This is a genomic window from Desulfosporosinus sp. SYSU MS00001 (assembly GCF_049943955.1).
In the GTDB taxonomy this organism is placed as follows: Bacteria; Bacillota; Desulfitobacteriia; order Desulfitobacteriales; family Desulfitobacteriaceae; genus Desulfosporosinus.
On record NZ_JBNFTW010000009.1, the window covers coordinates 62,306 to 88,043 of the forward strand.

General features: G+C 42.4%; 25 protein-coding genes, 1 riboswitch and 1 other annotated feature. Of the genes, 5 read left to right on the forward strand and 20 right to left on the reverse strand.

What is annotated here, in order from left to right:
- Positions 1-8: 8 nt before the first annotated feature.
- The 9 genes from ACPUYX_RS15685 to ACPUYX_RS15725 form a co-directional block, all read right to left on the reverse strand.
- The gene (locus ACPUYX_RS15685; protein ID WP_426380574.1) at positions 9-1,169 is read right to left on the reverse strand and encodes a galactokinase; all 1,161 of its coding nucleotides are present in this window, start codon (positions 1,167-1,169) and stop codon (positions 9-11) included.
- On the reverse strand, positions 1,160-2,152 hold the full coding sequence (gene galT / locus ACPUYX_RS15690) for a galactose-1-phosphate uridylyltransferase (protein WP_426380575.1): 993 nt from the start codon (positions 2,150-2,152) through the stop codon (positions 1,160-1,162). Before galT ends, ACPUYX_RS15685 begins: the two co-directional genes overlap by 10 nt.
- A gap of 242 nt (positions 2,153-2,394) precedes the next feature.
- The gene (locus ACPUYX_RS15695; RefSeq protein WP_426380576.1) at positions 2,395-2,730 is read right to left on the reverse strand and encodes a MazG-like family protein; all 336 of its coding nucleotides are present in this window, start codon (positions 2,728-2,730) and stop codon (positions 2,395-2,397) included.
- A gap of 123 nt (positions 2,731-2,853) precedes the next feature.
- Entirely contained in the window at positions 2,854-5,136 is a 2,283-nt protein-coding gene (locus tag ACPUYX_RS15700) for a xanthine dehydrogenase family protein molybdopterin-binding subunit (protein ID WP_426380687.1), read from the reverse strand.
- A 15-nt stretch (positions 5,137-5,151) separates the two neighbouring features.
- The gene (locus ACPUYX_RS15705; protein WP_426380577.1) at positions 5,152-5,601 is read right to left on the reverse strand and encodes a (2Fe-2S)-binding protein; all 450 of its coding nucleotides are present in this window, start codon (positions 5,599-5,601) and stop codon (positions 5,152-5,154) included.
- Positions 5,586-6,389, reverse strand: a complete 804-nt coding sequence (locus ACPUYX_RS15710; RefSeq protein ID WP_426380578.1) for an FAD binding domain-containing protein — start codon at positions 6,387-6,389, stop codon at positions 5,586-5,588. Before ACPUYX_RS15710 ends, ACPUYX_RS15705 begins: the two co-directional genes overlap by 16 nt.
- Before the next feature lie 156 nt (positions 6,390-6,545).
- A riboswitch (purine riboswitch) is annotated at positions 6,546-6,647 on the reverse strand.
- 138 nt (positions 6,648-6,785) lie between these two features.
- Entirely contained in the window at positions 6,786-7,448 is a 663-nt protein-coding gene (locus tag ACPUYX_RS15715; protein ID WP_426380579.1) for an SdpI family protein, read from the reverse strand.
- Positions 7,435-7,725 carry an autorepressor SdpR family transcription factor gene (locus ACPUYX_RS15720; RefSeq protein ID WP_426380580.1) on the reverse strand — a complete coding sequence of 97 codons (291 nt, stop codon included), beginning with the start codon at positions 7,723-7,725 and terminating at the stop codon, positions 7,435-7,437. Before ACPUYX_RS15720 ends, ACPUYX_RS15715 begins: the two co-directional genes overlap by 14 nt.
- Before the next feature lie 230 nt (positions 7,726-7,955).
- Complete coding sequence (locus tag ACPUYX_RS15725) at positions 7,956-8,225, reverse strand: hypothetical protein (protein ID WP_426380581.1); 270 nt, start codon at positions 8,223-8,225, stop codon at positions 7,956-7,958.
- A 454-nt stretch (positions 8,226-8,679) separates the two neighbouring features.
- On the opposite strand from ACPUYX_RS15725, the gene ACPUYX_RS15730 reads away from it, so the two are divergent.
- Positions 8,680-9,087 (forward strand): hypothetical protein, encoded by a 408-nt coding sequence (locus tag ACPUYX_RS15730; RefSeq protein WP_426380582.1) that lies wholly within the window; start codon positions 8,680-8,682, stop codon positions 9,085-9,087.
- A gap of 40 nt (positions 9,088-9,127) precedes the next feature.
- On the opposite strand, the gene ACPUYX_RS15735 is transcribed toward ACPUYX_RS15730, so the two are convergent.
- Positions 9,128-9,592, reverse strand: a complete 465-nt coding sequence (locus ACPUYX_RS15735) for a MarR family winged helix-turn-helix transcriptional regulator (RefSeq protein WP_426380583.1) — start codon at positions 9,590-9,592, stop codon at positions 9,128-9,130.
- 277 nt (positions 9,593-9,869) lie between these two features.
- Between ACPUYX_RS15735 and ACPUYX_RS15740 the strand changes: the two genes are divergently transcribed.
- Entirely contained in the window at positions 9,870-10,871 is a 1,002-nt protein-coding gene (locus ACPUYX_RS15740; RefSeq protein WP_426380584.1) for a methyl-accepting chemotaxis protein, read from the forward strand.
- On the opposite strand, the gene ACPUYX_RS15745 is transcribed toward ACPUYX_RS15740, so the two are convergent.
- From ACPUYX_RS15745 to ACPUYX_RS15780, 8 genes are all read right to left on the reverse strand, one after another.
- Positions 10,866-12,461, reverse strand: coding sequence for an ASKHA domain-containing protein (locus ACPUYX_RS15745; RefSeq protein ID WP_426380585.1), 1,596 nt, complete (start codon positions 12,459-12,461; stop codon positions 10,866-10,868). The genes ACPUYX_RS15740 and ACPUYX_RS15745 overlap by 6 nt on opposite strands.
- Before the next feature lie 177 nt (positions 12,462-12,638).
- The gene (locus ACPUYX_RS15750; protein WP_426380586.1) at positions 12,639-13,415 is read right to left on the reverse strand and encodes an NRDE family protein; all 777 of its coding nucleotides are present in this window, start codon (positions 13,413-13,415) and stop codon (positions 12,639-12,641) included.
- A gap of 40 nt (positions 13,416-13,455) precedes the next feature.
- The gene (locus ACPUYX_RS15755; RefSeq protein WP_426380587.1) at positions 13,456-14,328 is read right to left on the reverse strand and encodes a GNAT family N-acetyltransferase; all 873 of its coding nucleotides are present in this window, start codon (positions 14,326-14,328) and stop codon (positions 13,456-13,458) included.
- A gap of 227 nt (positions 14,329-14,555) precedes the next feature.
- The gene (locus tag ACPUYX_RS15760) at positions 14,556-15,851 is read right to left on the reverse strand and encodes a phenylacetate--CoA ligase family protein (protein WP_426380588.1); all 1,296 of its coding nucleotides are present in this window, start codon (positions 15,849-15,851) and stop codon (positions 14,556-14,558) included.
- A gap of 244 nt (positions 15,852-16,095) precedes the next feature.
- A complete protein-coding gene (locus ACPUYX_RS15765; RefSeq protein ID WP_426380589.1) occupies positions 16,096-17,007 on the reverse strand; it encodes a uroporphyrinogen decarboxylase family protein in 912 nt (303 codons plus the stop codon).
- A 127-nt stretch (positions 17,008-17,134) separates the two neighbouring features.
- Complete coding sequence (locus ACPUYX_RS15770; protein ID WP_426380590.1) at positions 17,135-17,755, reverse strand: DsbA family oxidoreductase; 621 nt, start codon at positions 17,753-17,755, stop codon at positions 17,135-17,137.
- A 62-nt stretch (positions 17,756-17,817) separates the two neighbouring features.
- Positions 17,818-18,447, reverse strand: a complete 630-nt coding sequence (locus ACPUYX_RS15775; RefSeq protein WP_426380591.1) for a hypothetical protein — start codon at positions 18,445-18,447, stop codon at positions 17,818-17,820.
- 202 nt (positions 18,448-18,649) lie between these two features.
- Complete coding sequence (locus tag ACPUYX_RS15780; RefSeq protein ID WP_426380592.1) at positions 18,650-19,180, reverse strand: hypothetical protein; 531 nt, start codon at positions 19,178-19,180, stop codon at positions 18,650-18,652.
- 575 nt (positions 19,181-19,755) lie between these two features.
- Here ACPUYX_RS15780 and aspD point away from each other — a divergent pair.
- Positions 19,756-21,402 carry an aspartate 4-decarboxylase gene (aspD, locus tag ACPUYX_RS15785; RefSeq protein WP_426380593.1) on the forward strand — a complete coding sequence of 549 codons (1,647 nt, stop codon included), beginning with the start codon at positions 19,756-19,758 and terminating at the stop codon, positions 21,400-21,402.
- Between the two features lie 145 nt (positions 21,403-21,547).
- Here the strand turns inward: aspD and aroF are convergent, their stop codons facing one another.
- Together aroF and ACPUYX_RS15795 are read right to left on the reverse strand one after the other, a co-directional pair.
- A complete protein-coding gene (gene aroF / locus ACPUYX_RS15790; RefSeq protein WP_426380594.1) occupies positions 21,548-22,681 on the reverse strand; it encodes a 3-deoxy-7-phosphoheptulonate synthase in 1,134 nt (377 codons plus the stop codon).
- A gap of 113 nt (positions 22,682-22,794) precedes the next feature.
- Positions 22,795-23,042: a binding site (T-box leader), on the reverse strand.
- 130 nt (positions 23,043-23,172) lie between these two features.
- A complete protein-coding gene (locus ACPUYX_RS15795; protein WP_426380595.1) occupies positions 23,173-23,721 on the reverse strand; it encodes an SGNH/GDSL hydrolase family protein in 549 nt (182 codons plus the stop codon).
- 400 nt (positions 23,722-24,121) lie between these two features.
- On the opposite strand from ACPUYX_RS15795, the gene ACPUYX_RS15800 reads away from it, so the two are divergent.
- Positions 24,122-24,844, forward strand: a complete 723-nt coding sequence (locus ACPUYX_RS15800; RefSeq protein ID WP_426380596.1) for a SanA/YdcF family protein — start codon at positions 24,122-24,124, stop codon at positions 24,842-24,844.
- Positions 24,845-24,866: 22 nt separating this feature from the next.
- Complete coding sequence (locus ACPUYX_RS15805; RefSeq protein ID WP_426380597.1) at positions 24,867-25,508, forward strand: HAD family hydrolase; 642 nt, start codon at positions 24,867-24,869, stop codon at positions 25,506-25,508.
- The last annotated feature ends 230 nt before the right edge of the window (positions 25,509-25,738 follow it).

Below are 25,738 nucleotides of genomic sequence, written 5' to 3' on the forward strand. Positions count from 1 at the left end.
AACCTCCTTTAAAGTTCCCGTGCGCCATCACCACAATCACAGACATAAAACTCCGGTATCAAACCTGTTCTGGCGCTATAGTTCTTGGTAACCTGAACTTTGAAATCCTTAACAGCCTCCTGATGAACCAAGCTTACAGTACACCCGCCAAAGCCGGCTCCAGTCATTCTCGTCCCGATACACCCCGGAACTTTTCTTGCCTCTTCAAACAGAGCGTCCAATTCCGCTCCTGTCACTTCAAAATAATCTCGCAGTGATAGGTGAGACTGTATCATAAGCTTGCCGAATTCTACAAGCTCCCCCATTTGCAGAGCTTGGGCGGAAGCTATCGTTCTAGCGTTTTCCCGAACAATATGTTCCAGACGTTTTCTAACTTCAAAAGATCTTATTTCTCCCTGAACTGCTTTCCATTGTTCCAAAGTCAGATTCCCTAAAGAACCAAATTCAGGAAGAAGCATTTGAAGTTTCTTAATCCCTTCCTCACATTCCAGCCTTCTTTGATTATAGTCCGATTCAGTCAGGCTGCGTTGTTTCTTGGAATTCGTGATCACCAACTGATAATCTCCTAAGGACAAAGGAACATATCGATACTCTAAGGTATCGCATTTTAAGAGAATAGCCTGTCCCGCTTTCCCCATGCCCGAAGCAAACTGATCCATAATACCGCAATTTACTCCCACAAATTGATTCTCGGCACGCTGTGACAGCTGAGTCAATTCAATTAAATTACATTCTAAACCTTCAATAGCTTTTACCGCCATGGCCGTTGCCATTTCCAGGGATGCCGAGGAGGATAATCCTGCTCCTTTAGGAATATTTCCTGCGAATAAAATATCGCAGCCGGACAATTTGATCCCTAATTTCTTGAATTCTGCCAAAACACCTTTAGGATAGTTTGTCCAGCTATCCTGCCGATTAATGATCTCGCCGGCATTGAATTCAACCTTTTCCGGAAAGCTCGTCGAGGCCAGGCGAAACATCCCGTCTTGTCTGCGCCGTACTACCGCCCAAGTACCATAGGTCAAAGCAGCAGGCAAGACATAACCGCCCGTAAAATCCGTGTGTTCTCCGATCAGGTTCACTCGGCCCGGTGCAAAGAAAATCCGGCAATCATGACTATCAATGCTAAACTGGTGACTAAAGTTCTTGCGTAAGGTACTTAAGTGCATTTGCCGGCACATCCTTCATTTTGCAGATACTTTTGAAAGGCCTGCCGCAAATGTTCTGACGTTTCCTCAACAGATTGAGGATTCGCCGGAGCCCAAGCCCCCATTTCTGAGGAGGCATAATATTTTAGTTTTCCCCCATCTCTCAAAGGTGTATAAAACTCAATATGAAAGTGATAAAATTCCCGAGCAGCGGAGTCATGTACAGGGCGCTGATGAATAACCATCATATAGGGGAATAGGCGATTGAACAATGTATCCATGGCCCCCGTCATATATTTTAGGATCTCGGCCAGACTTCGCTTTTCCCCCCGGGAAAAATCGCTCAAAGCCGTTTTATGGCTTTTGCTGACAATAAATAAACCGTAGGGATAGTCGGTAAAGAAAGGAATATAGGCAAGGAAATGCTCATTTTCATAGATAACACGCTTTTTAAAAGCTAATTCAGCCTTATTCAGATCGCAAATCAAACATGATCCCTTCGCGGTATGATAGCTGCGGCAGTTTTCCAATTCCGTTCGAATCTTAAGAGGAATCCATGAATAAGCATAGATCTGTCCATGGGGGTGGGGCATCGTTACACCACATTCCTCACCCCGGTTTTCAAAGATCATAATATATTGATGGTTTGCTTCTTGGCTTAAAGCTACGAATCGCTCTGTCCATAAATCAATCAACTTTTCGATATGTTCCAATGAAAGCTCAGGCAATGTTGTTGTATGATTAGGCGAATAGAGAATTACCTCACATTTTCCTAAGGCTTTTTCTGTCCGAAACAGGGAAGTCGCCACCGGGTCCGGCTCCGGCGGGTCTGCCATTAAAGCCGGAAAATCGTTATCATATTTCAAAACATCATAATGTTCCGGAACTCTCCCAGACCCCGGACAAAAGGGACATTCCCCCCTCGGCATGTTCGGCCTGTTTTGTCTGTTTGACGCTACCATTGTCCAGTCCCCTAACAAGGGATTATAACGCAATTCAGTCATTACCCTACTCCCTTATTCACAAAAAATAAAACTATCTTCTCCCAGCCATTTCTTTTATTATAATATATTAAATTAAATTAATTAAGTAATTTGTCCAAAATATAACGTCAAAAGTCAATTAATTAAAAGGATACCCGATTAATCCCGTTAATCCGCGAAAACTTTCTTTTACTTCCAGTTATTGCTATGCAATCAAAAAATAAGCGAGAGAGCCTGAGGAATACACCCCCCGTAGCTTCTCGCTAATCACAATAGCCCTTATGCCGCAACTTCATGATATGCTCTTGCAAAATAGTCTCCAAATTGATTCCATATTGTTCCTCAAGAACAAACATCATAGTAACAGCAGTTTGAGCCACATCAACCAACTCACGAGCTACTCGTTGCATGGCTTCCTCTTCTTCGAGACGTTGTCGCTCACCGCTTAGTCCTCTGAATTTACCAATTGCTTGGGCAAGTTCTCCGGATTCCTCCATAATCTTTAACGCCGTACTCTCCAAGGAGGGGCTCAAGCGATTCAAGCGCGGCAGGGTAACAGTTTTGGTGGCACATTGTTCTTTCCCCGAATTATGATCCATTTCACTCTCGCACCTCCCCTGCCATCAATCCCTTTGTTAATTATTATACCATTCTTCTGGAATGAACGCATTAGCTCTACCCGAGGTTCTTTGTCGACAGCAAATTATCATGTCCCATTACCCTTACCGCTGTTTCTGCAAATCTAAAAAAACCTTCTCCGGAGTAACAGGTAAATGATGGACTTGAACTCCGACCGCATTATATACTGCATTAACGATCGCTGGAGACGGTGTATTAGCCACAACCTCTCCAATAGACTTCGCTCCGAAGGGACCTGACGGTTCATAACTTTCTTCAAAAGCAATGCGAACGTTTCCAACATCTTGGCGGCAGGGAATCTTATATTGCATAAAGGTATTTGTCTCCATTTTGCCCAAGTTACTGTATCGAACTTCTTCGAAAAGAGCCATACCTATTCCTTGGACAATTCCTCCCTCAGCTTGAATTCGAGCCAAGTTAGGATTAATCATCGTCCCGCAATCCACAACGGCAACATAGTCGATTAAATCAACTTTGCCTGTTTCTACATCTACTTCTACTTCTGCAAATCCAGCCACATAAGGAGGCGGAGAAATTTGACTGCCATGGGTTGCCATTGCTGCCAACTGAAGATTTCCCATCCCTAAAATCGTTTGTTCGGCAATTTTAGCGAGACTAATCTCTCCCTTTCCGTCAATCCTGTGCACAGAAAGTTCTTCAAAAATAACGTTCTCTTTAGAAACTCCCAAAAACTTAGCACCTTGAGCTAAAATTTTACCTTTTAACTCTTCCGCAGCTTTAATAACCGCAGTGCCGGCTAAATAGGTTGTGCTTGAGGCATAGGAACCGGGATCAAAAGGAGAAGTGTCCGTATCCCCCGCACTGACGTAAATCTTGTCCAGAGGGACTTCTAAAACTTCAGCTGCCATTTGACTCAGGATCGTATCGCAGCCAGTTCCCATATCCGTTGCCCCAATAAGCAGGGCGAAGTTTCCATCATCAGTTAAGCGTATCTCAGCGGAAGCCGTGCCGATATTGGCTATTCCTGAACCCTGCATTGTAATAGCCATACCAACTCCCCTGATCTTTGTTCCGCTCATCCTTTGGCGTGGAAATTTCTCCTCCCAGCCGACCATCTCTCGGCCCTTTTTAATACAGCGGTCTAAGGCCGTGCTGCCAAGCTGAACCCCATGACCAGTCAGAAAGGTCTCGCCCTTTTGGCTGATATTCTTCAGGCGAATCTCCGTCGGATCTATAGCTAGACGTTCCGCGAGCTTATTAACCGCTGATTCTAAAGCGAAGGTTCCCTGTGTAGCGCCATATCCCCGGAAAGCTCCCGCCGGCATTTTATTGGTGTAGACAGCGTTTCCCCGAATCCGAACAGCTTTCGTTTTATTGTACAGTGGCAGCGTATATTCCCCCACACAGCTTAAGACAGTAGAAGCATGTTCTCCATAAGCTCCAGTATCCGATAAAACTTCAAGATCAATTGCTCGAATAAATCCATCAGCATCGGCTCCCAGTCTTACATTAATTCTCATAGCATGACGGCTGGTGGTACAACTAAAGGTTTCCTGGCGATCATAGATAATCATGGCCGGTTTGCCCGTTCTTAAAGTAACTAAAGCAGCAAAGACATCTCCGGCTCCCGTCTGCTTGCCCCCGAACCCGCCTCCAATTCTCGGCTTAATAACCCGAATCTTAGTTGCCGGAATCTGCAGGGCTCGTGCCAATTGTCTCTTTATATGAAAGGGAACCTGGGTGGAACTGACCACCACTAACCTCCCCATATGATCCTGATAGGTAAAGGAGCGATAAGTTTCCATCATGGCATGGGCCTGGGCTTGAGGATAATAAACATCTTCTACAACGAACTCACAGTCTTCCAGGACTTTTTCGACATCTCCCACGGCTTGTTCATGGGAAGAAACAATATTCTTTTCTTTATGCAAACCGATATCGAAATTACAGGATAAATCTTCTTCGAAGTGAACCACTGAAGAATGGCCTATGGCCTTCTCAAAATCCAAAACCGGCTCCAATACCTCATAGTTAACGTTAATCAGCTTCATTGCTTTCAGAGCTGTTTTTTCATCCACCGCAGCAATAATGGCAACTTCATCGCCGACATAACGAACAACATTCTCCAGAATCAAGCGGTCATAGGGTGAAGGTTCAGGGTAAGATTGTCCGGCTAAAGTGAAGCGCTCCTTGGGTACATCTTTATAAGTAAGAATGCACTCTACGCCCTCAACCAACTCTGCTTTCGACGTATCAATACTTATAATTTTGGCAAAAGCATGGGGACTCCTGAGAATTTTCAGGACCAGGGCCTGGGGCATGGCTAGATCCTCTGTATAAGCAGGTTTGCCCATAGCTATTGACATACCGTCAATTTTCGGAATACTGTGGCCGACGTTCCTCAAACTTACCTCTTGCACTTACGCCACCCCCAGATAGGTTTTTACTGCTCGGAGCTGCCCCATATAGCCGGTACAGCGGCACAAGTTTCCGGTTAAATAGTGAATAATTTCATCTTCCGTAGGGTTGTCCAGCTCATTTTTCATAGCCAAAACATTCATAATGAACCCGGGACTGCAAAATCCGCATTGTTCTGCCCCTTCAGCGGTGAGTATATGGGCAAACTCCTCTGCAGCCTGAGAAACTCCCTCAATAGTTGTGATCTTTTTACCATGCGCCCGCATTGATAAAATAGAACAAGATAAAACCGGTTTGCCGTCCATCCAGACCGTACATAATCCGCAGCAGCTTGTATCACAAGCTTTCTTGACACTAAGAAACCCGTGAGCACGAAGAGTATCCGCTAAAAACTCGTCTTTTTCGATATCCCAAGTTACCAATTTATCATTAACGATTAATTCGATTTGCATTGTAAAACCTCCATAATCTCTCGTTTAACCAACACTTGGCAAAGAGCTTTACGATAACCGGCTGTTCCTCGGGTATTGGTTCCAAAGGATAACTCGTCTGCAGCGATTTTTGCGGCCGCTTCTATTTCCTCAGCGCCTAAATGTCCTTGACTTAAAGCTCTCGAAGCAGTTTCTGCAATCACTGCTCTTCCCGGTCTTGCCCCAACTGCAATGGTCCATTGATGATCAAGACTTGAAACGGCCACATTCAAAACTGCAAAGTCACTGACCGATTTCCTGAAACTGGAGAATGCAGCTGATCTTTGGTTTTTCTTAATTCTGAGTTGAACTAAAATATCTTTTTCATAAGGCTTTTGTAAAAAATCTTGCAGGGGCATTCTGCCGCCATTATATAATTCGACCTCGGTGTCCAAGACTAACAAGGCTGTAAGGAGGTCGGAGAAACCGTATCTCGAATAGACCGAAGCTCCCACCGTAACACCATTTCTGAACTGTACGCCAATAATATTCCTTACCGATTGGGAAAGGATGCCGTCGAAGGCGTCTCTTGAAAGGACATTTGTTTCCAGATCTCTGAGGGTTGCCATAGCTCCGATTGCAATAAACCCATTGTCGTCCCTTATAAAATCAAGGTTCAGTCTTGAAAGATCGATGCCGGTTCCAATCCGCTTTTTACTCATCTTTAAAAAGGCACAACCGCCAAGAATCGTATTATTTTTTCTCTTCGCAAGAATCTCAAAGGCTTCCTCTAACTTATCTGGTTGTGCCATATCAAGTACTGTAAACACCTTGTCAGTCCCCCCTCGATCATTTACCATCTAACAATTTGCAAAACAAAACTCAGGTGAGCGATTTCAACTCAAATTCACTGAGAGAAACCTCGCCCGCCTGAGCTTAAAGCCAACGACTAATAACACATGCCCTTCATCAAGACAATGCATCCGTTTGCCAGGTATTTCGCTCATAGTCGGACCATTTACGGCAGTCCGGTAGAAACTTGCAGACCCTATCTCTGCGACTATATGAACATATTTAATTATCACAAGGGCTATTCTACTAAAATTTTCGCAGCAGGTCAATATGTATTTCGAACGATCCTTTAAAATTAGCAAGAATCGTTCGATCTTTGTTGGCGCTCATTGCAACTTGGACACCGTAATGTTTCACTGTCTCAACCAACTATTTTAGCTATGAATACCTAACCTATGATAGACTAAATAAGAGTATCCAATGGGTACTAAAGCAATAATAGCTAGAATAAGAATACAACTACGCCCATTGAAGGTTATACCGGCAAGAGCCAAAAGGATGTTCAGAATTCCGCCAAAAACCCACAGTGGCGCCGCCAATCTATGTGTTTTTCGCCATACTTCTTCGTTGGCGAGAGTCCAAGGAGTTCTGATACCTACAAAATAATTATGCTTAAATCTGCCCATAACATTCCCTAATAAGATGAAGAGCAGTGATACCATAACCTGAATCAAAACCGGCTGATTCATAACCCTGCCTGAGGCGATTAATAAGGTAATTAATTGCATCCCCAGAAAAAAAACAACAAGTAAATATTTGAGAAACTGATAGGTCGATTCAAAGGCACGATAATTTTTTCGTTTGGGGTCTATAAAAGGCAAGGCCACAAACATAATGTACAACGCCAAAATAATTACAGGAATTCCAAAGGTCCCAAACAATTTGCTGCCATAACCATTTACCTGGCCTTGGGCATTCCAGTGGATTGGAACTCTGTTCGGAAGTGATGGATAGAAATAAATACCCATTGCAAAGCCCAAAACAATCAGGATCAGGATCGGCCAATCTTTTTTTAACAAACTGCTAACGTTCTTCATTGTTGTTTCCTCCTTCATTGACATGACCGGCATTAAAAAACCAATTAACAACTTCTTGAAAAACTGTCGTATTTAATGAATAGTAAATGTTTTGCCCCTGACGTTCATCCGTCACTAACTGGGCCTGTTTTAAAGTACTAAGGTGATGTGAAATGCTGGGTTTCGTCATATTAAATTGGTCCGCGATTTCACCTGCAGTCATATCATGTTCTTTAAGCAGCAAAATTATCTTCCGCCTTGTGGGATCTGCCAGTGCTTTAAATGGTAAGTTAAGCATTTCATCACGCTCCTTCAGTGAACCCTTTAGATATTTAGATAATTATCTAACTGTTGAAATGTATTATACTCTTTTATAAAGAAATGAAAAGGCTTTTTTCCCACTTGCAAAAAAAATAACGATATTGCTTGTATCACCCCGGATACAAGCAATATCGTTAGTCACTTCCCTGCGCAACTTTGTCAGCTTAACCGCCTTTTCAAGGAATAAATCACTCTGCTGGGTGAGAGTTAGAGCAAGCAGCCGATTAAAAGCCGCTGAATCTTTAAATATTTTGCCTCAGCCTCATCCTCATCGCTAAACCATTCAATCCCCTTCTCGGCCGACTTAATGTTGTAAGTATGTATTAAACCATCAGCAAGTACCTCTTTACCCCAGGCCACGAAAAACTGGGCCGGTGAATTTACCGGATTTACACCTGTGCCAAAATATACAGGCATCCCGTCTATTTCTGTGCTTTCCAAAATATTCGCCTTTGTCGTGCCACAAGGATTTCCCATAATTCTCCCTCCCCCTATATTAGAATTGGGACAAACGACTTAAATCTAAATATCCTTAAATACTGTTTAAAGAATGCTAGCTTCCTGTCTTCTTACTTTTCTGCATCTAGCGAAAAGCGGCAGATTAGTTGCACATATGCATCTTTTTTATGATAGAATTTAGAAAGAAAACTAGGCCTGTACTGATTCTAACGAGAGTGTTTATTCAGTTTTTAAGACCCCCACTTCTCGAAAGTGGGAGTGGATCCTTCGATAACTTCAGGTGGGGTAGAGTCCTCCTTCGCCGCTAAGTATTCCTTTTGGGAAAGGCGGCTCGGCAATAATGTCCACTGGACATTATTGTATCTGAATCCCCGATGTTCAGCTTTAGCGTAAGCGAGTTCACTCTCAAGCCTTAACCGTTTAATTTAAGTTAGAAAAATATGCTCTCGCATTTATTATAAGGGGGATTTAAATGTTTACTCAGGCTTACACACCTGAACAATCTGCCTTTGGCAAACTCGAAAACGGCCGCGATGTCTTAATTCTCTACGTTAAAGAATTCAAGGAAACGATTAGAGCCATAAATCAAGCCTGTTTATCAAATTATACCTATCATTGGTTTGCGACAGAACACCAAGACTCTTACGTTCTTCAAATAGTATATACTGATGACTTACACATTGCCATACGTTTTAATACCCAACATTTTAAATTAATTGCCCAGCTGATGGAACCTAAGGATGTAATTCTGACCGCCACTCCCCTATCCGAACTCATGGAAAATGCACAAAAAAACTCCTATAACTTTCTGGAATTCAAGGATGTTCTGACATTCAGCCAGTTATCCTTTACAGTCCCCACTCCCGAGTATCCTAATTAAGCTTTGAAGCTGCTATTTACGAAGAAACCATATTTCCTTTTTAGATTGACATATTGTACTCTCGTAAGTTCGCCAATAACTCCTGATGGATTTCCAGCAGACCTTGGATTTTTTCTGCAGATATAGTTTCTAAAGCTGACTGCATCGCTTTATAAGATGAAGCATTCTGACAAGATTTCTGTGCTAAATTTAACCCTTCCGGCGTAAGGGTTAAATTAATCTCCCGACGATCATTTTCACTTGTTTTTCTCGTAATAAGTTCAGCCTTAACAAGTTCTTCGACATTGACACTGACTGTGCTTTTAGACATTTGCAATTTTTCAGTGACCGCTTTAAGGGTGGCACTAGGCGTGGAATAGATCGTATTGATAATTCCCATCTGCTGGATCGTTAAACCCAAGCTCGAAGCATTTTGCTGAGTGAAGCTGACGAGTTTTTTACTGATTACCATAAACGATTGAACAACCTCGGCAGCGAGTTTAACCTTGCTACTAGAATTATCCATAAGGCACCTCCGCATAAAATAGTTCATACGAAAATAGTTCTTTATTGAACTATATTACACGGAGACTTTTTATTTGTCAATGATTCTTCCTCACCTCAATTAACATTAACAAACGTCTTATGATAAAACATCAACTCACTAAATATTATTAGTCTCTCTCAATGTTAAAAGAAATACTTTGCAAAACCTTTCATCTGTCATATAATAAGTTTTAACGTGGCAACGAAGCCTACCTGATTTTTTCAGGTAGGCTATTTTTTTTGTGAGGTGTTTCAGCATGTCCAGCAACAATTTAAGTATCGATACTTCTGTTTTACTTAACGAACTGAAAGAAGCCAACCTGGAAATGAGCCAAGTTATTGATTCCATACGCCAAATCGCCCAACACACGAACCTTCTGTCTCTTAATTCTGCAATCGAAGCAGCACGAGCAGGCGAAGCCGGACGGGGATTCAGTGTCGTTGCCGATGAAATTAAAAAACTTGCCACCCGAAGCTTAACATCTACGAAAGAAAGTACGACGATTATCCAGAACATTCAATCCAAAGCCAATGAAGTCATGGCTGTCCGAACGGCGGATGTTGCTTATGACACAATCGATAAAATTGATCGAAACCTTTTTGAACGCAATTGTGATGCTCAGGCATGGGCCACATTTGACAAGGTAAAAAACTGCTTGAGTTCCACCGAGACCGACCAGACAACTGTAACTAATGATCTATTAAAAAAATTAGTTGATATCTATGAAGTCTATCTCGATATATATGTGCTTAATACAGAAGGTAAAGTCGTTGCAGCCGGTGTTCATCATGAACTAATCGGAGAAGATATGTCCGATAAAGACTGGTTTAAAGACGCTAGATCCGCAGACGCCATCTCAGTAAGTGATCTTTATTTTTCTCAAGTCAGCAAGCTGCATACTGTCGCTTATACCTGTCCTATTCGCAGTGAGGAAAATCAATTGTTAGGCTATTTCTCCACAAGATTTAATTGGAATTTCATCTACGACATTATCGATTCTGCTCGTATCGGTAAAAACGGGGATATTTTCATTATCAACAAAGATGGTTATGTCATCGCCTGCCGGAGCCGCAAAGGAATCCTTACCGATAATTTAAAACAACTTAAGGCGGCCCAGTTTGCCATAAAAGGAGAAACCTACGGCTACATTTTTGATCAGGATGCAAGAGGTACAAAAATTTATGGTTACGCTCATACTCGCGGTTATAACGCCTATAAAGGCAAAAACTGGTCAGCCATCGTTAGTGAAACCTTATAGTATATCCATAGAGGAATTAAGTCGGCTTTCCAATTTCTTTCTAACGCTCGGATAGCGGTCTAGCTCTGTATGAGGAAGAAATTTGCTGCTTACGAATTTTTCCATAAAGGACGAATTAGCATTTAGTTCAAAATAAGTCACCTTTGAGGCAATAGCCTCAGCCTCGTTACGCTTCGTGCGAGAGATCAGGACCTGCCGGGCAGCCTCACCTGAACTGTTGCCCAAACGGATGATGGAAGTTCGGGGGAGATCCGGATAAAGACCAATCGTAACAGCTGATTCTACCGGCAAGTATTGTCCGAAGGCTCCCGCGGCATAAAAATTGCCAATATCCTGCCAAGGACAGCCTACATTTTCCAGCAAAAGATCTGTCGCCGCGTTGACAGCTCCTTTGGTTGCCACAAAGTTATTAATATCAATCTGATTAACAACAACGTCCTTACCTATAGCTGTCTCTCCAGCAGGAACAATGACAAACTCCTCTCTGCCCTCAGTAAAGCGAGCTGTCCGGTCAATTATCCCGTTTAAAAAAAGCTCTGCTAAAATATCCACTAAACCTGAACCGCAAATTCCCCGCGCCGGTTTTCCACCAATGGTTGTATAGTGAACTCTTCCGCTCTCTCCATTGATTACCACATGATCGACTGCTCCAGGCTCGGCCCGCATGCCAAACGTCGTCACCCCGCCCTCTAAGGCTGGTCCAGCTGCTCCCGCACAAGCCACAAGCCATTCCTCATTGCCCATAACTATTTCTCCATTTGTGCCAATATCCACAAACAGGGAAACATCGGATTTCCTGTGCATGCCGCTGACTAAAACCCCGCCAATTACATCTCCGCCTAAGTAACTGCCAATACTAGGCAGACAATAAATCGGCGCTAAGGGATGGATCTCCAGGCCAAGCTCACCCGCGGGGATTAAACCTGGATTATTAACAATAGGCGTATAGGGAGCACGGCAAATCGAAGCAGGGTCGAGGCCAAGCAAAAGATGAATCATTGTAGTATTAGCTCCAATAGCTGCTGCAGTTATCTGACAGGGCTTTAGAGAGGAAGAACAGACAGATCCAATTAAGCGATTAAGCGTATCTAATATTAGGGCTTGCAAACGTTTTATACCACCGGGCTCAGCTGCCTGACGGATGCGGGTTAAAATATCCTCACCCAGGCTTATCTGACCGTTGTAATCTGCAGCATGCCCTAAAATATCTCCGTTACATAAGTTAATTAAGTAAACAACCACGGTCGTTGTTCCAATGTCTACGGCTAAACCAAATTGCTCCTGAGTCCTATTCCCTGGTTCTATATCGATAAGCTCCCAGCCCAAACCTGTTTCGGCCAAGGTAGCAGTTATTTGCCATTCTGAACTACGACAGATATTTGGGATTTTACTCATTAAAGCCAATGGGATACACACTGGGTTAAAATTGTTTTCCAATTGCTGACGTACTTGATCCACATCAGCACGGTTATTCAAAGGACTGGGAGGAACAAGCGATAAAAATACCTTCCGGGAAAGTGGTTCGAGGTAAGTAAGAGTTGTCTGAACTTGATCAGCCAGAATGACTGGGGTATCTTGTTGGTTTGACATAAGATCAAAACCTTTCTTACTAACAATTTTGAATTTTCTCCAAAATGCTCTTGTTTCTCTCCTACCAGTATACCATTTTTTAATAAGGATATGGAAAATATTCCTATTCTTATCGATCTGAATACTATAGTTGTGGACTTGATGACAATTACTTCAAACTACAATAATTCATAGTTGTTATGTGTCTAATTTGAACTGATAAATGACTTCACTCCAAGACTTACTATTTCCGTAGAAGCTTCTTTCCTGAAAAAACACGTTTTGTTTTCGGTCAAGAAGGAGCACAGTAGAAGATCTGGTTCCATAATCCTTTCCTGCAATAAAAATTGGCGAAAGCATCTTTTCACGATCATGGCTTATCCCTGTATCGGGCAACTCTTCGTCTTGAGCCGGGTTGATGTCGGCAAGGATTTCCAAAAGACACTCCGAAGCAATCACTCCTTCACGGTTTAATTCCAAATAATTAACCAAGGCATCTTTACTTTTGCGAACTTTCGGCCAGGGTGTATCCAAAAAATGATTGCTGAGACCATAATATCCAGGTTTTAGGTCTTGAACTACAGGGCCTTGGTTACTGAAATACATTAAACGTGAAAGATCCCCTACAAGAAGATTAAAGGGATTATATAAAGACTGGGTATGGTTAACGTTTTCCAGATATTTCTGAGGCGGCTCCTCAGACCTAAGGAAATCCCTGACAAGAAATCCCCTGGATCTTGGATTCCTGATTAGTGAGGCAGGATCTCGGAAATTTGTCAAAGCAGCAAAACGTCCTGCTCTGGTAATCCCCATCCAAGTCCCCATCATTTCCAGATCCTGCCCGGCTAAAATCTCGGATTCGGGTTCCCAAAAATTCGCAGCTGCTGTCGGGCGATCATAGAATTCATCCCTATTGGCCGCAAGAACAAGATGATAGTCGGGAAGAATGTCATAGGCGAAAATTATAAGGCACACTGTTAGTTTACCTCCATTCTATTCTTCCTTAAAACTCTGGTCAGCAAAACTCAGCAACTCGCTTGCGATAAAAGTCATAGGCAAGTTCTATGCGAAAACCCATCCTTTGGTAAAGCCTAAAAGCACGATCATTTTTGCTGTCTACCTCAAGAGTTACTTGCTGCTTACCCTGGTTCCACAAGTTTTCCAGAATTAGCCCCAGAAGTTCTTCACCATAACCATTACCCCTATATTCCCGCAGAATCCCCAAACCAAAAATCGAGGCTTCTTCAATAGTCAAATGATTCACTGAAGCTATTCCCATGGGTTTATCATCAACAGTGACTAGGTATTGCTCTCGGGTTTGCGAACTAAGGCGATTCTGGATTAGACTCTTTGTATCATCATAATTGTCTTCAAATATCTCTCTGCTGAGCTGAACAAGTATTTCAAAGTCCTGAAGAGTGGCTTTAGCAAGAGACAATCGCTGCTTTCCCCGGTTTAATTGTCTGCCTCTGAGCAAACTCATATAATATTCTGTATGTTCATATCTAGCTTTCAAATGATTAAGAACATCGTTACCTGATTCTGAAGGTCTTTCGCAGACAAAAAGAATTTCCGGGATGTTGTGGCTGCGTAATTCTTCAACAGCCTGTTCCAACAAAGCTATAAAGTAGCCATTCTGCCTGTACTCCGGTCTCGTCATTGCCGAAATTTCAACTTCCAAATGACTTGGCATGAACATCGATAACATGCTAATTAATGTTTGGCCCTCATAAAGAAGAAAAATGCCGGGGATTGCTTGGTTAAAATTTAGAGAAGTATCTAAAAAAACACTTCCCTTCAGCTGGTCATAATCGTTGCAAATAGTTTCAAGTTCTAAAACCCGGCTCATAACTGGCTCGTTTAAACTGTGATATTTTTTGATAATCATACATTCTCCTTGTAATCATTCTCCAGGTAAGGAATACAATCTTTTTCTCTAATCATTATAAGGTTTTTATAGATATATGAGCAAGAATAGATCTGCTTCTCAATGGGACCAAAACAAAGAAGCATACCAATGTATAACGAATTGATATGCTTCTTTAGTTAACGTTATTTTTCTAAGTATCTAACGCAAACCGAAACAATAGGATCTTTAATTAACCAATATGGATACTAATTCCGATAATCGAAGACCCTTTTGGCCTTTCCGGCAGTTCGTTCGAGAGTTCCCGGCTGAACAACTTTCAAACGTACATTAATGGAAAGCACACCGTGCAATTTCTGCCGAATGTAAGCTGAAAAATCTTCAAGTTTTGAATAAGGTTCAAGCAAATCTTCCCGAGTCAACTCAACAACGACTTCAAGTTCATCCAAAAAATTATGTTTATAAATATTAATGATATAGTGAGGACTGATGCCCTCTATAGTCATTAAGACACTTTCTATCTGAGACGGAAAAACGTTAACCCCGCGAATAATCAACATATCATCCGTTCGGCCCACAACTTTGCGCATCCGGGCAGTACTTCGGCCGCACTGACAAGGCTCTTGGATAACACGCGAAATGTCTTTTGTTCGAAAACGTATTACAGGAAAGGCTTCCTTAGTTAAAGAGGTAAAAACCAATTCTCCTTCTTGACCCGGCTCGAGAACTTTGCCGGTTTTAGGGTTTATTGTCTCAACAATGAAGTGATCTTCTGCAATATGATGCCCGCATTTGAACTCACATTCTCCGGCTACTCCCGGCCCCATAACCTCACTAAGTCCATAATTATCAGAAGCCGATATATGAAGCCTGGTTTCAATCTCCCTGCGCATTTCTTCTGTCCATGGTTCTCCTCCAAATAGGCCTATCCTCAGCTTTAAAGCAGAGATATCAATACCCATCTTTTCTGCCACCTCGGCAATATACAGAGAATAACTTGGCGTAGAAATTAGAACAGTCGTGCCAAAATCCTGCATGAGCATAAGTTGGCGTTCCGTATTCCCGCCCGAAGCCGGAACGACAAGAGCACCCGCCCTTTCCAGGCCATAATGCAGCCCAAATCCACCAGTGAATAAACCATAGTTAAAGGCGATCTGAGCTACATCGTCGGAGGTAACTCCCGCCAAAGTAACCATTCGTGCAGTAAGATCGGTCCAAGTCTTCAGATCATTAGCTGTATATCCCACAACAACAGGCCGTCCCGTGGTACCGGAAGAAGCATGCACACGAATGATATCCTTACGAGGAACAGCAAAAAGTCCAAAGGGATAGTTATCTCTTAAATCAACTTTAGTGGTAAAAGGTAATTGCTTTAGGTCATCTAAGGCTTTAATAGCCTCAGGCTTAATTCCCAATTCATCAAATTTCGCCCGATAATGGGGAACATTATTGTAAACCCTCTTCACTGTCCACTTCAGACGATCCAATTGCAGTTCTTTAAGCTGACGTCGGTTCATACATTCTTGCTCTTTGTTCCAGATCACAAAATAACCAACCTTTCTGCTTATTTTAGAAAATTTCTGTTAAAACAAAAAAAGCTACCTCAAAAGGATAGCTTACTAACGGCGCTGAATACCCCATGTTCAACCATCCTCCCATACTAATTATCCAACATTCTCCCCTGGTTATCTTCATGACATTCTACCTTACTACACCTGTGAAAAGATCACAGAACTTCTACATCACTATTCTACCCAACTTTGTACCTATTGTCTACACAAAGGGTATCTAAGAGTTATGTGAGTTCATCACTCGATTGCTTTGATAGTTATTTACAAATTGATAAACTTCAAGAACATTTTGAGGAGTTTGAGCGCTTCCAAGGATACCGGCACTGCTGCCAAAGATGTATCCCCCTCCTTTGGACGTCACCTCTAACAAATTATAGGCTCTCTCTATTCTCTTCTCCTCTTCAAACCATCCCAGATCATAACCACCCATGAGGCAGACCCGATTTTCCGTTGTCTTTCTGACCTCAGATATCTCCTCCAATGATGGAAAGTCAAGGGAATGCAGCCCATTTATTCCCGAATCTATAATATCATGTAATACCTTTCTTAAGTCTCCATCTGCATGGAAGAAAACTGGAGCTTTTTCACGTTGTATTATTTTAACCTGTTCTCTGAGACCAGGAAAAAAATTCAGGCGCAGAGCAGCCGGTGACACAAATGTCCCTCCATTATAGGCAATATCATCCGCTATGATAATTCCATGTGCACCGAGTGCTAAGGCATCTAATCCCAATTCGAGGTTTGTCGCTGCCACCTGTTGGACGAGTTCCGGAATTATCGGATCCCCTTGAGCAATGGCTAACAGATAATTGGTAAAGGATGAAAAAAGTTTAGCTGTTCCCTGGAATGGGCCATCAATAAGGGCAAAAATAAAAAAATCCGTTTCCTCTCTCCAACGTTTTAATTCTGCCCAAACTCGGGCTTGGTTTCCTGATTCATTTTCCAAACCAAAAGCCACAGCATCGAGTCCACAGCGTTCACAAGCCTCCACCCTGTCTTCAAAACTCACATCATTCCTAAGGCCCAGTAACTTGGCCACAAAATTATCATCGAGATTAAACTCTCCACTGGGAACACGATCCACGTCTGCAAAGTTTATAGCCGCCAAAATTCGTTCAACTTTTGTCACATGGTTACATCCTCTCAAGCTAAACTTCAAGGCTGCAAAAGATTCTCTTGCAGCCTCGCTTTTTCGTTGCAGCCTTTTTTTGATTGTCGCTCTCATCTGAACATGACAATAGGCAAATTTATATTATTTATTCTTTGGGTTTCAAATCCAGAGATAGCCCTCCAGAGGTTGATTTTGTGCCAAAAACAAGTTTCTCCAAATCCTCGTAACTTTGAACCCCAAAAGCAGTCCCGCCTTCAGCGACAAAATACGGAACCCCAGGGATTCTCAAGGCTTGAGCTTCTTCTAAATCTTGCAAGACCGCCGGTTCATAGTCCTTCGAGAGCAATGCTTTCCGAAATTGTTCCGGGTCAAGTCCGGCTTCTCCGGCCAAATCTGCTAATACCTCAAGATCATTAATGTCTTTCTGTTGTTGAAATTGGGCCGCAAACACAATGTTATGATACTGATCTCCCTTCCCATGCTCTTCCGCATACTTTGCACCTTGCAAAGCCAACCGGGAATGCTTGCTTTTATCATTAAATACCATCTTTATGCCATATTTGCGTCCCATAGCTTCAATGCCCGCCTTCGCTCGTTCCAAATACTCAGGCGGTTTAGGCGGAATTTCCACTCCTTCCGGCCTTAATTCGAAGGACTTCCATTCTACTTCCAAATTTTTATCCTTGGCCAACTGGTCAAGGGGGACTTTCCCGATCATACAAAAGGGTCACAAAAAATCCGAAAAAACAGTAATTTTGTTGGCCATTATTTAATCTCCTTTTAGTTCAAGAATATTGGTAAACCATATCATCCTTTATTACTGACACTTTATAGTTCAGTATAAAAAGGCATCTGCTCTCCGGTCAATGCCGCAATTTTCCAGAGATAATCATTGCCCATATTCTCCCGCTTATCTTCTTGAAATCCCTTACCTTTTAAGAGGGCTAAAGTACTGCGATTGGCGGCATAACCAGATAAATACCTGGCGCCTTGTTCTTTGGCAAAAGCTCTCAAATTATTAAGTACTTGATCAATCAATTCATCGCTGAGAATATCAAAATCTTCATTTTTGACGAGCACAATATCATTGATAAAGACTTCTTGTTTATTGAGTTTGGAAATATGCAGAGTGATCAACTTATCTTCATAACCTAAACTATCTTCCCAAAGAATTTGCGGCAATTTCACGCCAATTAAATCACCAAGTTCAGGCTTCCCTTTATTTGACTCATAATATTCATGCAGCAGTTCAACTAATCCCAAGCTATAAGCCCTTGCTTGCACAGAGATATTATATTGAGCAGGATACTTGGTCTTGATCTCCTCATCACGAAGCACCTTAAGCCCAGGATTCCTGCCAATTTCTAAGGTTATCTTATCTAGCGGAAAGATACTGTTAATTTGCTCCTGCGAAGGACTCCACTCTTCAGAATAAATATGTCTTGGTTTTAGTGACATTTAAATTTCACGCCTTTCAATTATGATAACTTACAGGATAGTTAAAACAGAGTTAGTTACGGTCCTTAAAATTCGGCTTATTCTCAACTATTTTTGCTAAAGTAATTCGGTATTGCCCTAATAATTCCTTCCTTTTTTGCAAAAGAAGTTTAATCGCAAAAACAAACGAACTGGAGATAGTATATCCAGTTCGTTATCGTTTCTAAATATGCGCTAAAATTAGCAGACCAAAGATACAAGAGATCACTCTATGGCTCATTCTACAAGTTTTCATACTAATGATCTTATGCCTGTACATTATGCCCGTGAGCAAGACGAGAATCATCCCTGCCAGAGCAACCATACCGCTGAAAACATTATTCATTCTTGACGACAGATTAACCAGATAAAAAGCACTGTGTCCAAGGCCGAAGGTAAAAGCTAACCATCCCAGAGTAACATGAGCTTCTCTCAAGCCCTTTATTATTGAGCCGTTCACCCAAACTAAACTTCCAGGTTCTCTTTGTTTGCCACGAATTATCCTCTTTTTCAAGAACCAGAGCAAAACAGAACCCATCGTGAAAAACAAGGAGAAAAATCCCATGAGATTCCAAAACCCTCTTTGCGTCCTAAATGACCAATCGGCTATCCCATGATAGGAAACCCAAAATGATATCGCCGTTAGAAATCCACATATTAATGCGTAAATGATCGTAGGCGAGAATTTTGTTCGGCCATATGTAAATCCGTCCATTTTTTTTGCACCTCCGAAAACCATTATACTCATGGTTTCTTAAAAGAAGTTTAAGAAGATAAGACCAACTTGTTAAGATTTTTCAATTTATTGGCTCAGAGCAGCTTAATTTCTCCACTGATAGAAAAACCTGGCTAACACCCGAAGGTGTTGCCGCTGTGCCACTTATAGAAGTGGGGAGCTTAAAAACCGGATAAAGTGTATAAATGCCTCAATTAGCGTGCAGAGTAATTTAAGCACCAAAATAATAACCTTCTATCTACTCTGAAAAGACTACTCTTAAATGCCAAAGACCCGTAAGTAGGGCAGACTCGCCCAACAGCAGTGAAACCCATCGCATGGAGAGGCGGTAAGGACTGCAAAGCTTGCGTGGGATAGCGTAGCCACGGTTCACTTCAGGTATTACCCAGAGGTTTGGCGAAGCTTCCCGGCCCACCTGGACCTAGACTCATTTTCATCCTCTGCTGGTGCTGCGACAGCGGCATGGGGGTCTACTCTTAAATATATGGCAACTATATTTATATCTAAAGCAAAAAGCGAACTAAACAAAACTAATTCTATGCCAACTGGAAGGAATGATAACTATTAATAACGATCAGACCCGTCGAGAACTGGAAATCGAGTACGAAAACCTGAGTCCCTTCGAACTCAAAAACAAATTAATCGCTCTCGCCGATAAACATCATGACACAAGTTTATGGGCGATGCTTAACGCGGGAAGGGGAAACCCGAATTGGATTGCCGCTACTCCCCGGGAAGCGTTCTTTAGCTTAGGGCATTTTGCCATCGAAGAAACCCGCAATACCTGGAGAGATAAGGACCTCGCCGGTATGCCTCATAAAGAGGGAATTGCTCTGCGCTTCAAAAACTATCTTGAGAAACATCCTGAGGCACCTGGAGTTAAACTGCTGGAAAATGTCCTCACTTATGGAACTCAAACGATGGGCTTTGAGCCCGACCCTTGGATCCACGAACTGGTCGATGGTATTGTCGGAGATAATTATCCCGTACCGGATCGCATGCTCAGACACCTTGAACAAGTGGTTCACAATTACCTTATCCAGGAAATGTGTGACGGGACTCCTCCCGCCGGTCGCTATGATTTATTTGCCGTTGAGGGCGGTACAGCCGCCATGTGTTATATCTTTGACTCCTTAATAGCCAACAAACTACTGTCAAAGGGAGACAAAATTGCCCTCATGGTCCCAACATTTACCCCCTACTTAGAGATACCGCATTTGTCGCGTTATCAATTTGAAGTAATAAAAATAAACGCCACGGAGATGGATGAAGAAGGCAACCATCTGTGGCAGTATCCAAATTCCGAACTTGATCAGTTGAAAGATCCTCATGTTAAAGCTCTTTTTACAGTAAACCCAAGCAACCCGCCGTCAGTAGCTCTCAAGACTGAATCTAAAGACTATCTGACAGAAATTATCCGACAGCACAATCCTAATTTGATGATTATTACCGATGATGTTTACGGCACCTTTGTTAATGGTTTTCGTTCGCTGATGGCAGACTTACCCTTTAATACTCTAGGAGTTTACTCATTTTCCAAGTATTTCGGGGCAACAGGCTGGCGTTTAGGGGTTATCGCCTTGCACCAAGACAATGTCTATGATCACTTACTGCACGAACTTCCTCACACTAAAATCGAGGAACTTGCCGAACGTTATGAGAGCGTATCATTATATCCAAGTAAAATTCGCTTTATTGATCGTATGGTCGCCGATAGCCGGCAAGTAGCACTTAACCATACAGCAGGCTTATCCACCCCGCAACAAGTTCAAATGGGCCTTTTCGCGCTGTTCTGCTTACTTGACCATGAAAATCGTTATAAAAAATTGACCCGGGAAATTTGCCGCCGTCGCCAAAAATTGTTGTTTGAAGGCTTTGACCGTTCCTTGCCCGATGATCCATACAACGCTGCCTATTACAGTCAAATTGACTTAGCAATTTGGGCTAAACAAAACTATGGCGACGAATTCGTGAAGTACCTGCAAACCACCTATGAACCCACAGACATTCTCTTCCGGCTGGCTGAAGAATCTTCAATTGTCCTCTTAAACGGCGGCGGGTTTGGCGGTCCCGAATGGTCAATTCGAACCTCTTTAGCAAATTTAAATGATGAGGCCTACTGCGAAATCGGAACAACGGTTAAAAAGACCTTTGAAAAATACGCCAGCGCCTGGAGAGGGCAAAAAGATAAAAAGTCTTAGTACCTTGATTTAGGTAATCCACAGTGACGTCTTCTTTCCTCTTGCCGGCTGCAGCAGACCCCTTTACTAAGGCTTAGTTCAGAAACTGAACTAAGCCTTCTCTCTTACGCTGGTATAAAGATTTATTTTCTAAACCTAGACTACACTATTTACTCCCCAAATTATAGAAGGATGAGTCAATTTTTTCATCCTGCAATTTGCTTTTTATCTGAGTTTGAACGCCATACTCGAAAATTAAGGGGTAAATCTTCTTAATTAAGTCTGAAGGCAGATTTAGCTCTTCAGCCAAAGTCATTAAACGCTGGATGATCTCTTTTTCTCTGCTAACATCCTTCACTCGATCCAGCCGCTTCTGATCGCTTAATTTCCTGACGATTTGCATACGTTCCGCTAAACCTTCAATTATATCGCGATCAATCTTATCGATCTGGGAGCGTAGCGCTTCAAGTGAATCACCTGTTCCCATGTCAAAAGCTCTCCTGACCGATCGGGCAACCCCGCCCAATTCTCGAGCCAAAGCCAAAAATTGTTCCGGCGTAAGTGACTGAGGTCCATCACTTACAGCTTCATCAGGGTTAGGATGCATTTCTATCAGCAACCCATCTGCTCCCGCAGCAATAGCAGCTTTTGCTAAGGAAGAAATTAAGTCCCTTCTCCCTGCGGCATGACTCGGGTCAACAATGACCGGAAGGTGAGAGAGTTCTTTAGCCACTCCTACGGCACTTACATCTAGGGTATTCCTCGTACTGGGCTCAAAGGTCCGAATACCACGTTCACAGAGAATCACACGGGGATTACCCGCTGATAAAATATATTCCGCTGCCAACAGCCATTCCTCAATCGTTGCCGATAAGCCCCGTTTAAGAATAATTGGTTTATCAACCTTGCCGGCTAATTTAAGAAGTTCGAAATTCTGCATATTGCGAGCGCCTATTTGCAGCAAATCAACCTTATCAACCACTAAATCCAAACTTCGTGTATCAACGACTTCAGTAACACAGAGTAAACCATGCTCTTTAGCGGCCTGGACCATGTAGTTGACGCCTTCCAAGCCTAATCCTTGGAAACTATATGGTGAGGTACGAGGTTTAAATACTCCGCCACGCAGAATTTTTCCTCCTGCTTTTTTTACAGATGCAGCAGATTCCTGCATCTGAATACTTGATTCAACGGCACACGGTCCGCCCATCAAGATAATTTCCTCTCCGCCTATTTTTACTCCGTCCACCTCAATGATGCTTCGTTCCGAGTCAAGTCCTGCTAATTTCAAGTCTTTCATCATCATTTCCTCCCTCAAATTTAAAATTTGCGGGTAATTTCTCTGCACGTCTCAGACGTCGTTATAATCTCTGAAACCGAGAGTGGACTCAAAAATAATACGTCTGTCCTCAAAATAAGGACAGACGTTAATCTGCGGTACCACCTTAATTGATGCACAAATTAATGCATCCTCTTATGCAGAGTGCCATCACACCCTTCGCCACATAACGCTGGCTTAGCGTCGAAAACTACTACAGCTAACGCTGTTTCGCTTCGCCCTCCGGGGCCCATTTACTCGCTCCAATACCTGTCGAGTTTCCACCGTACTCGACTCTCTGAGAGGTTGGTGTGCGCTTTTACTTCCCCTTCAACGGTTTATACAATCATAGCACTCTGGTCAATAAATTTCAAATTAATTTTTTGTAAATTTTTAGGATAAATTTCTCGGCTTCTTTGAAGATCCTACTTTAGTTATACCACCAAATCAAGGAAATATAAGGATACCTCAGATTAAATTATTTTCCACCTCTTCCACGTTTGGGATGCAATTTCTCCCATATACATATATCCCTTTTTACTTGGATGGACTTCATCAACAAAAAGTTCAGCAGCTTGACCCCTATTGATTCTAAGACGAAAAGGAGAATAAAAATCAATCATGAGGATTGATTTTTCGGCTGCATACTCAACCAACCATTTTCGATAGTCCACTAAAAAGCGTTCTTCTTCAGGTAACAATGAGGGGGTTGGCAAACCTAAGATAGGGATAATGTTCTTCCTTTGACTCAATTCGATCATGCGCCTAAAATTCTCGCTTACTTGATCTAGACTTACTTCCTCATAGGCATCGTTTGCCCCCCCAAGGACAATGACATGAGTGGGCATGAACGCTAGTACATCTCGTTCAAAACGTTCGAGCATCCCTTTGGTGAAATCCCCATTAATACCCTGATTTATTACATCGCATTTTAATTCCTCAGCCAGATATTCAACCCAGGATTCCTGACGGCTAAAAGGATAACCTTCAGTAATCGAATCGCCAATAGCAACCAGTTTCATGTCCTTATACCTCATTTCCGAATCTATCCAGCTTGTAAAAGCGGGAGTCTTACGCTTGGATAAATGCAACCGCCATATCCCCCTATAAACCTTAAGAATAATTGTACTATCCAACTATGTAACTATCAATATTTTACAGAGTTCCTTTAAACCCTGCCTTAAATTCCACGAGTTTATCAAGGATATTGAAGTGAAGCAAGAAATTCCTGTTGTCGGATTTCTGTAAAAGATAAATAGCTTGCTCGATTATTAATTTACTGTGGAAGATGTCTATGGATTAATAGTAATAGATTAATAAAGGAAAATAGTGTAAAGTAAAAGTGATACATAAATACTGTAAAAAGATTTCTGAAGAAATTTCCTGATACATTGGCGACATACTAAGGGGAGTTATGATATTATGTCAAGTTCGAGAGAAAAAGGATTGTTCAATGTGAAAAAAGTCAAATTACTAAGAGGCCGTCTGGCTAAATTTGTCTGCCTCTTTCTTGTCATTCTAGCGCTTTTAGGGAGCACGGCTCTGGCTGTAAACAAGTATGTCGAGAAGGTCGGCTCGAACTACATCCTTAATATAAAAGATATTCCTTCAGTAGATGCCATTCTTGTTTTAGGCGCATATGTTGCTCCTGACGGAACACCGTCACCTATGCTTGGTGACCGTCTAACAGAAGGATATGAACTTTACGAACAAGGCAAAGCGCCTAAGCTATTGGTCAGCGGCGACCATGGGCGGAAAACTTATGATGAAGTCAATGCTATGAAGAGCTACCTGCTGAATAAAGGAGTCCCCAGTCAGGACATTTTTATGGATCATGCAGGCTTTAGTACCTATGAAAGCATTTATCGTGCCAGAGATATTTTTGAAGTTCACAAGGTAATCATCGTAACTCAGGAATATCATCTTATGCGTGCAGTTTTTCTCGCTCGGGAAATGGGACTCGAAGCCTATGGAGTGGCTTCCGACAAGCACGATTACGGACAAGTCATGACCGTTTACAACCTCCGGGAAATAGCTGCCCGGAACAAAGATTTTCTTTGGGTCAAAGTATTTAAACCTAAACCAACGTTTTTAGGCGACACAATACCCGTTTTTGGCAACGGCGATGCAACGGATGATAAATAACAATAACGAAAGGAGTCTAGCGATGAAACTTAAGGGATTTATTTTTGATTTAGACGGGACATTGCTCAATACACTGCCCGTTTGCTATACAGGTTTTCGCAAGGTCCTTTTAAAGTTTTTAGGCCGCGAATATTCCGATCAAGAAATCGCCGCCCTGTTTGGACCTTCAGAAGAAGGGGTTTTTAAAAAAGTTCTTCCTGATAGATGGGAGGAAGGCCTCCAGAGTTATCTGGAAGAATACGATCAAGCCCACGCTGAGTTTGCCAAACCTTTTCCCGGGATAGAGGATGCCCTGGAATTGCTTTTGCAGCGGGGAATTAAGCTGGCTATCGTTTCCGGCAAAGGTCCCGGAAGTATGTCTATCTCCTTAAGACATTCGGGGCTGGGTCGATATTTCGAGTTAGTAATTACCGGATCAGAGCAGGGTGCGGATAAACCTAAACACATTAAGGAGATTCTCCAAGCCTGGGACGTTTCGCCTTTTGAAGTTGCTTATATTGGTGATACGGCTTATGACATCATCGCTGCTAAAAATGCCGGTACATTTTCAGTTGGAGCTGTCTGGGCTAATACAGCTCAGATCCAGCAAGTGATGGACTTAAAGCCATCTATCTGTTTCACAAATGTAGACTCTTTTAGACAATGGATCGAGCAATTAACGTAGTAAACTTGTTCAGCTAAAGCCGAACATCGGGCTTGGAGGCGATAGTGTCCTGCAGACACTTTCGCCGAAAACGCCCAGCCCATAACAAATGCTATCGCGCTGAGGGATGGATTCTAACCTGACCGAAGCAAGGTATGGGAACTACTCCCACTTGTATAAGTGGGAGCCTGGCAACTGTATCAAACAGGAACATGCTGGAAAATCTTTTATCCAGTCATGTTCCTGTTTTA

Bases quoted from the DNA above. Each gene is read 5' to 3' on its own strand.
- galT (WP_426380575.1), bottom strand. From the start codon at position 2,152: ATGACTGAATTGCGTTATAATCCCTTGTTAGGGGACTGGACAATGGTA.
- ACPUYX_RS15730 (WP_426380582.1), top strand. From the start codon at position 8,680: ATGTTTACTCAGGCTTACACACCTGAACAATCTGCCTTTGGCAAACTC.
- ACPUYX_RS15800 (WP_426380596.1), top strand. From the start codon at position 24,122: ATGTCAAGTTCGAGAGAAAAAGGATTGTTCAATGTGAAAAAAGTCAAA.
- ACPUYX_RS15685 (WP_426380574.1), bottom strand. From the start codon at position 1,169: ATGCACTTAAGTACCTTACGCAAGAACTTTAGTCACCAGTTTAGCATT.
- ACPUYX_RS15715 (WP_426380579.1), bottom strand. From the start codon at position 7,448: ATGAAGAACGTTAGCAGTTTGTTAAAAAAAGATTGGCCGATCCTGATC.
- ACPUYX_RS15805 (WP_426380597.1), top strand. From the start codon at position 24,867: ATGAAACTTAAGGGATTTATTTTTGATTTAGACGGGACATTGCTCAAT.
- ACPUYX_RS15705 (WP_426380577.1), bottom strand. From the start codon at position 5,601: ATGCAAATCGAATTAATCGTTAATGATAAATTGGTAACTTGGGATATC.
- ACPUYX_RS15745 (WP_426380585.1), bottom strand. From the start codon at position 12,461: ATGTCAAACCAACAAGATACCCCAGTCATTCTGGCTGATCAAGTTCAG.
- ACPUYX_RS15720 (WP_426380580.1), bottom strand. From the start codon at position 7,725: ATGCTTAACTTACCATTTAAAGCACTGGCAGATCCCACAAGGCGGAAG.
- ACPUYX_RS15780 (WP_426380592.1), bottom strand. From the start codon at position 19,180: ATGGACGGATTTACATATGGCCGAACAAAATTCTCGCCTACGATCATT.
- ACPUYX_RS15740 (WP_426380584.1), top strand. From the start codon at position 9,870: ATGTCCAGCAACAATTTAAGTATCGATACTTCTGTTTTACTTAACGAA.
- ACPUYX_RS15725 (WP_426380581.1), bottom strand. From the start codon at position 8,225: ATGGGAAATCCTTGTGGCACGACAAAGGCGAATATTTTGGAAAGCACA.
- ACPUYX_RS15755 (WP_426380587.1), bottom strand. From the start codon at position 14,328: ATGATTATCAAAAAATATCACAGTTTAAACGAGCCAGTTATGAGCCGG.
- ACPUYX_RS15795 (WP_426380595.1), bottom strand. From the start codon at position 23,721: ATGAAACTGGTTGCTATTGGCGATTCGATTACTGAAGGTTATCCTTTT.
- ACPUYX_RS15735 (WP_426380583.1), bottom strand. From the start codon at position 9,592: ATGGATAATTCTAGTAGCAAGGTTAAACTCGCTGCCGAGGTTGTTCAA.
- ACPUYX_RS15695 (WP_426380576.1), bottom strand. From the start codon at position 2,730: ATGGATCATAATTCGGGGAAAGAACAATGTGCCACCAAAACTGTTACC.
- ACPUYX_RS15775 (WP_426380591.1), bottom strand. From the start codon at position 18,447: ATGTCACTAAAACCAAGACATATTTATTCTGAAGAGTGGAGTCCTTCG.
- aroF (WP_426380594.1), bottom strand. From the start codon at position 22,681: ATGAAAGACTTGAAATTAGCAGGACTTGACTCGGAACGAAGCATCATT.
- aspD (WP_426380593.1), top strand. From the start codon at position 19,756: ATGATAACTATTAATAACGATCAGACCCGTCGAGAACTGGAAATCGAG.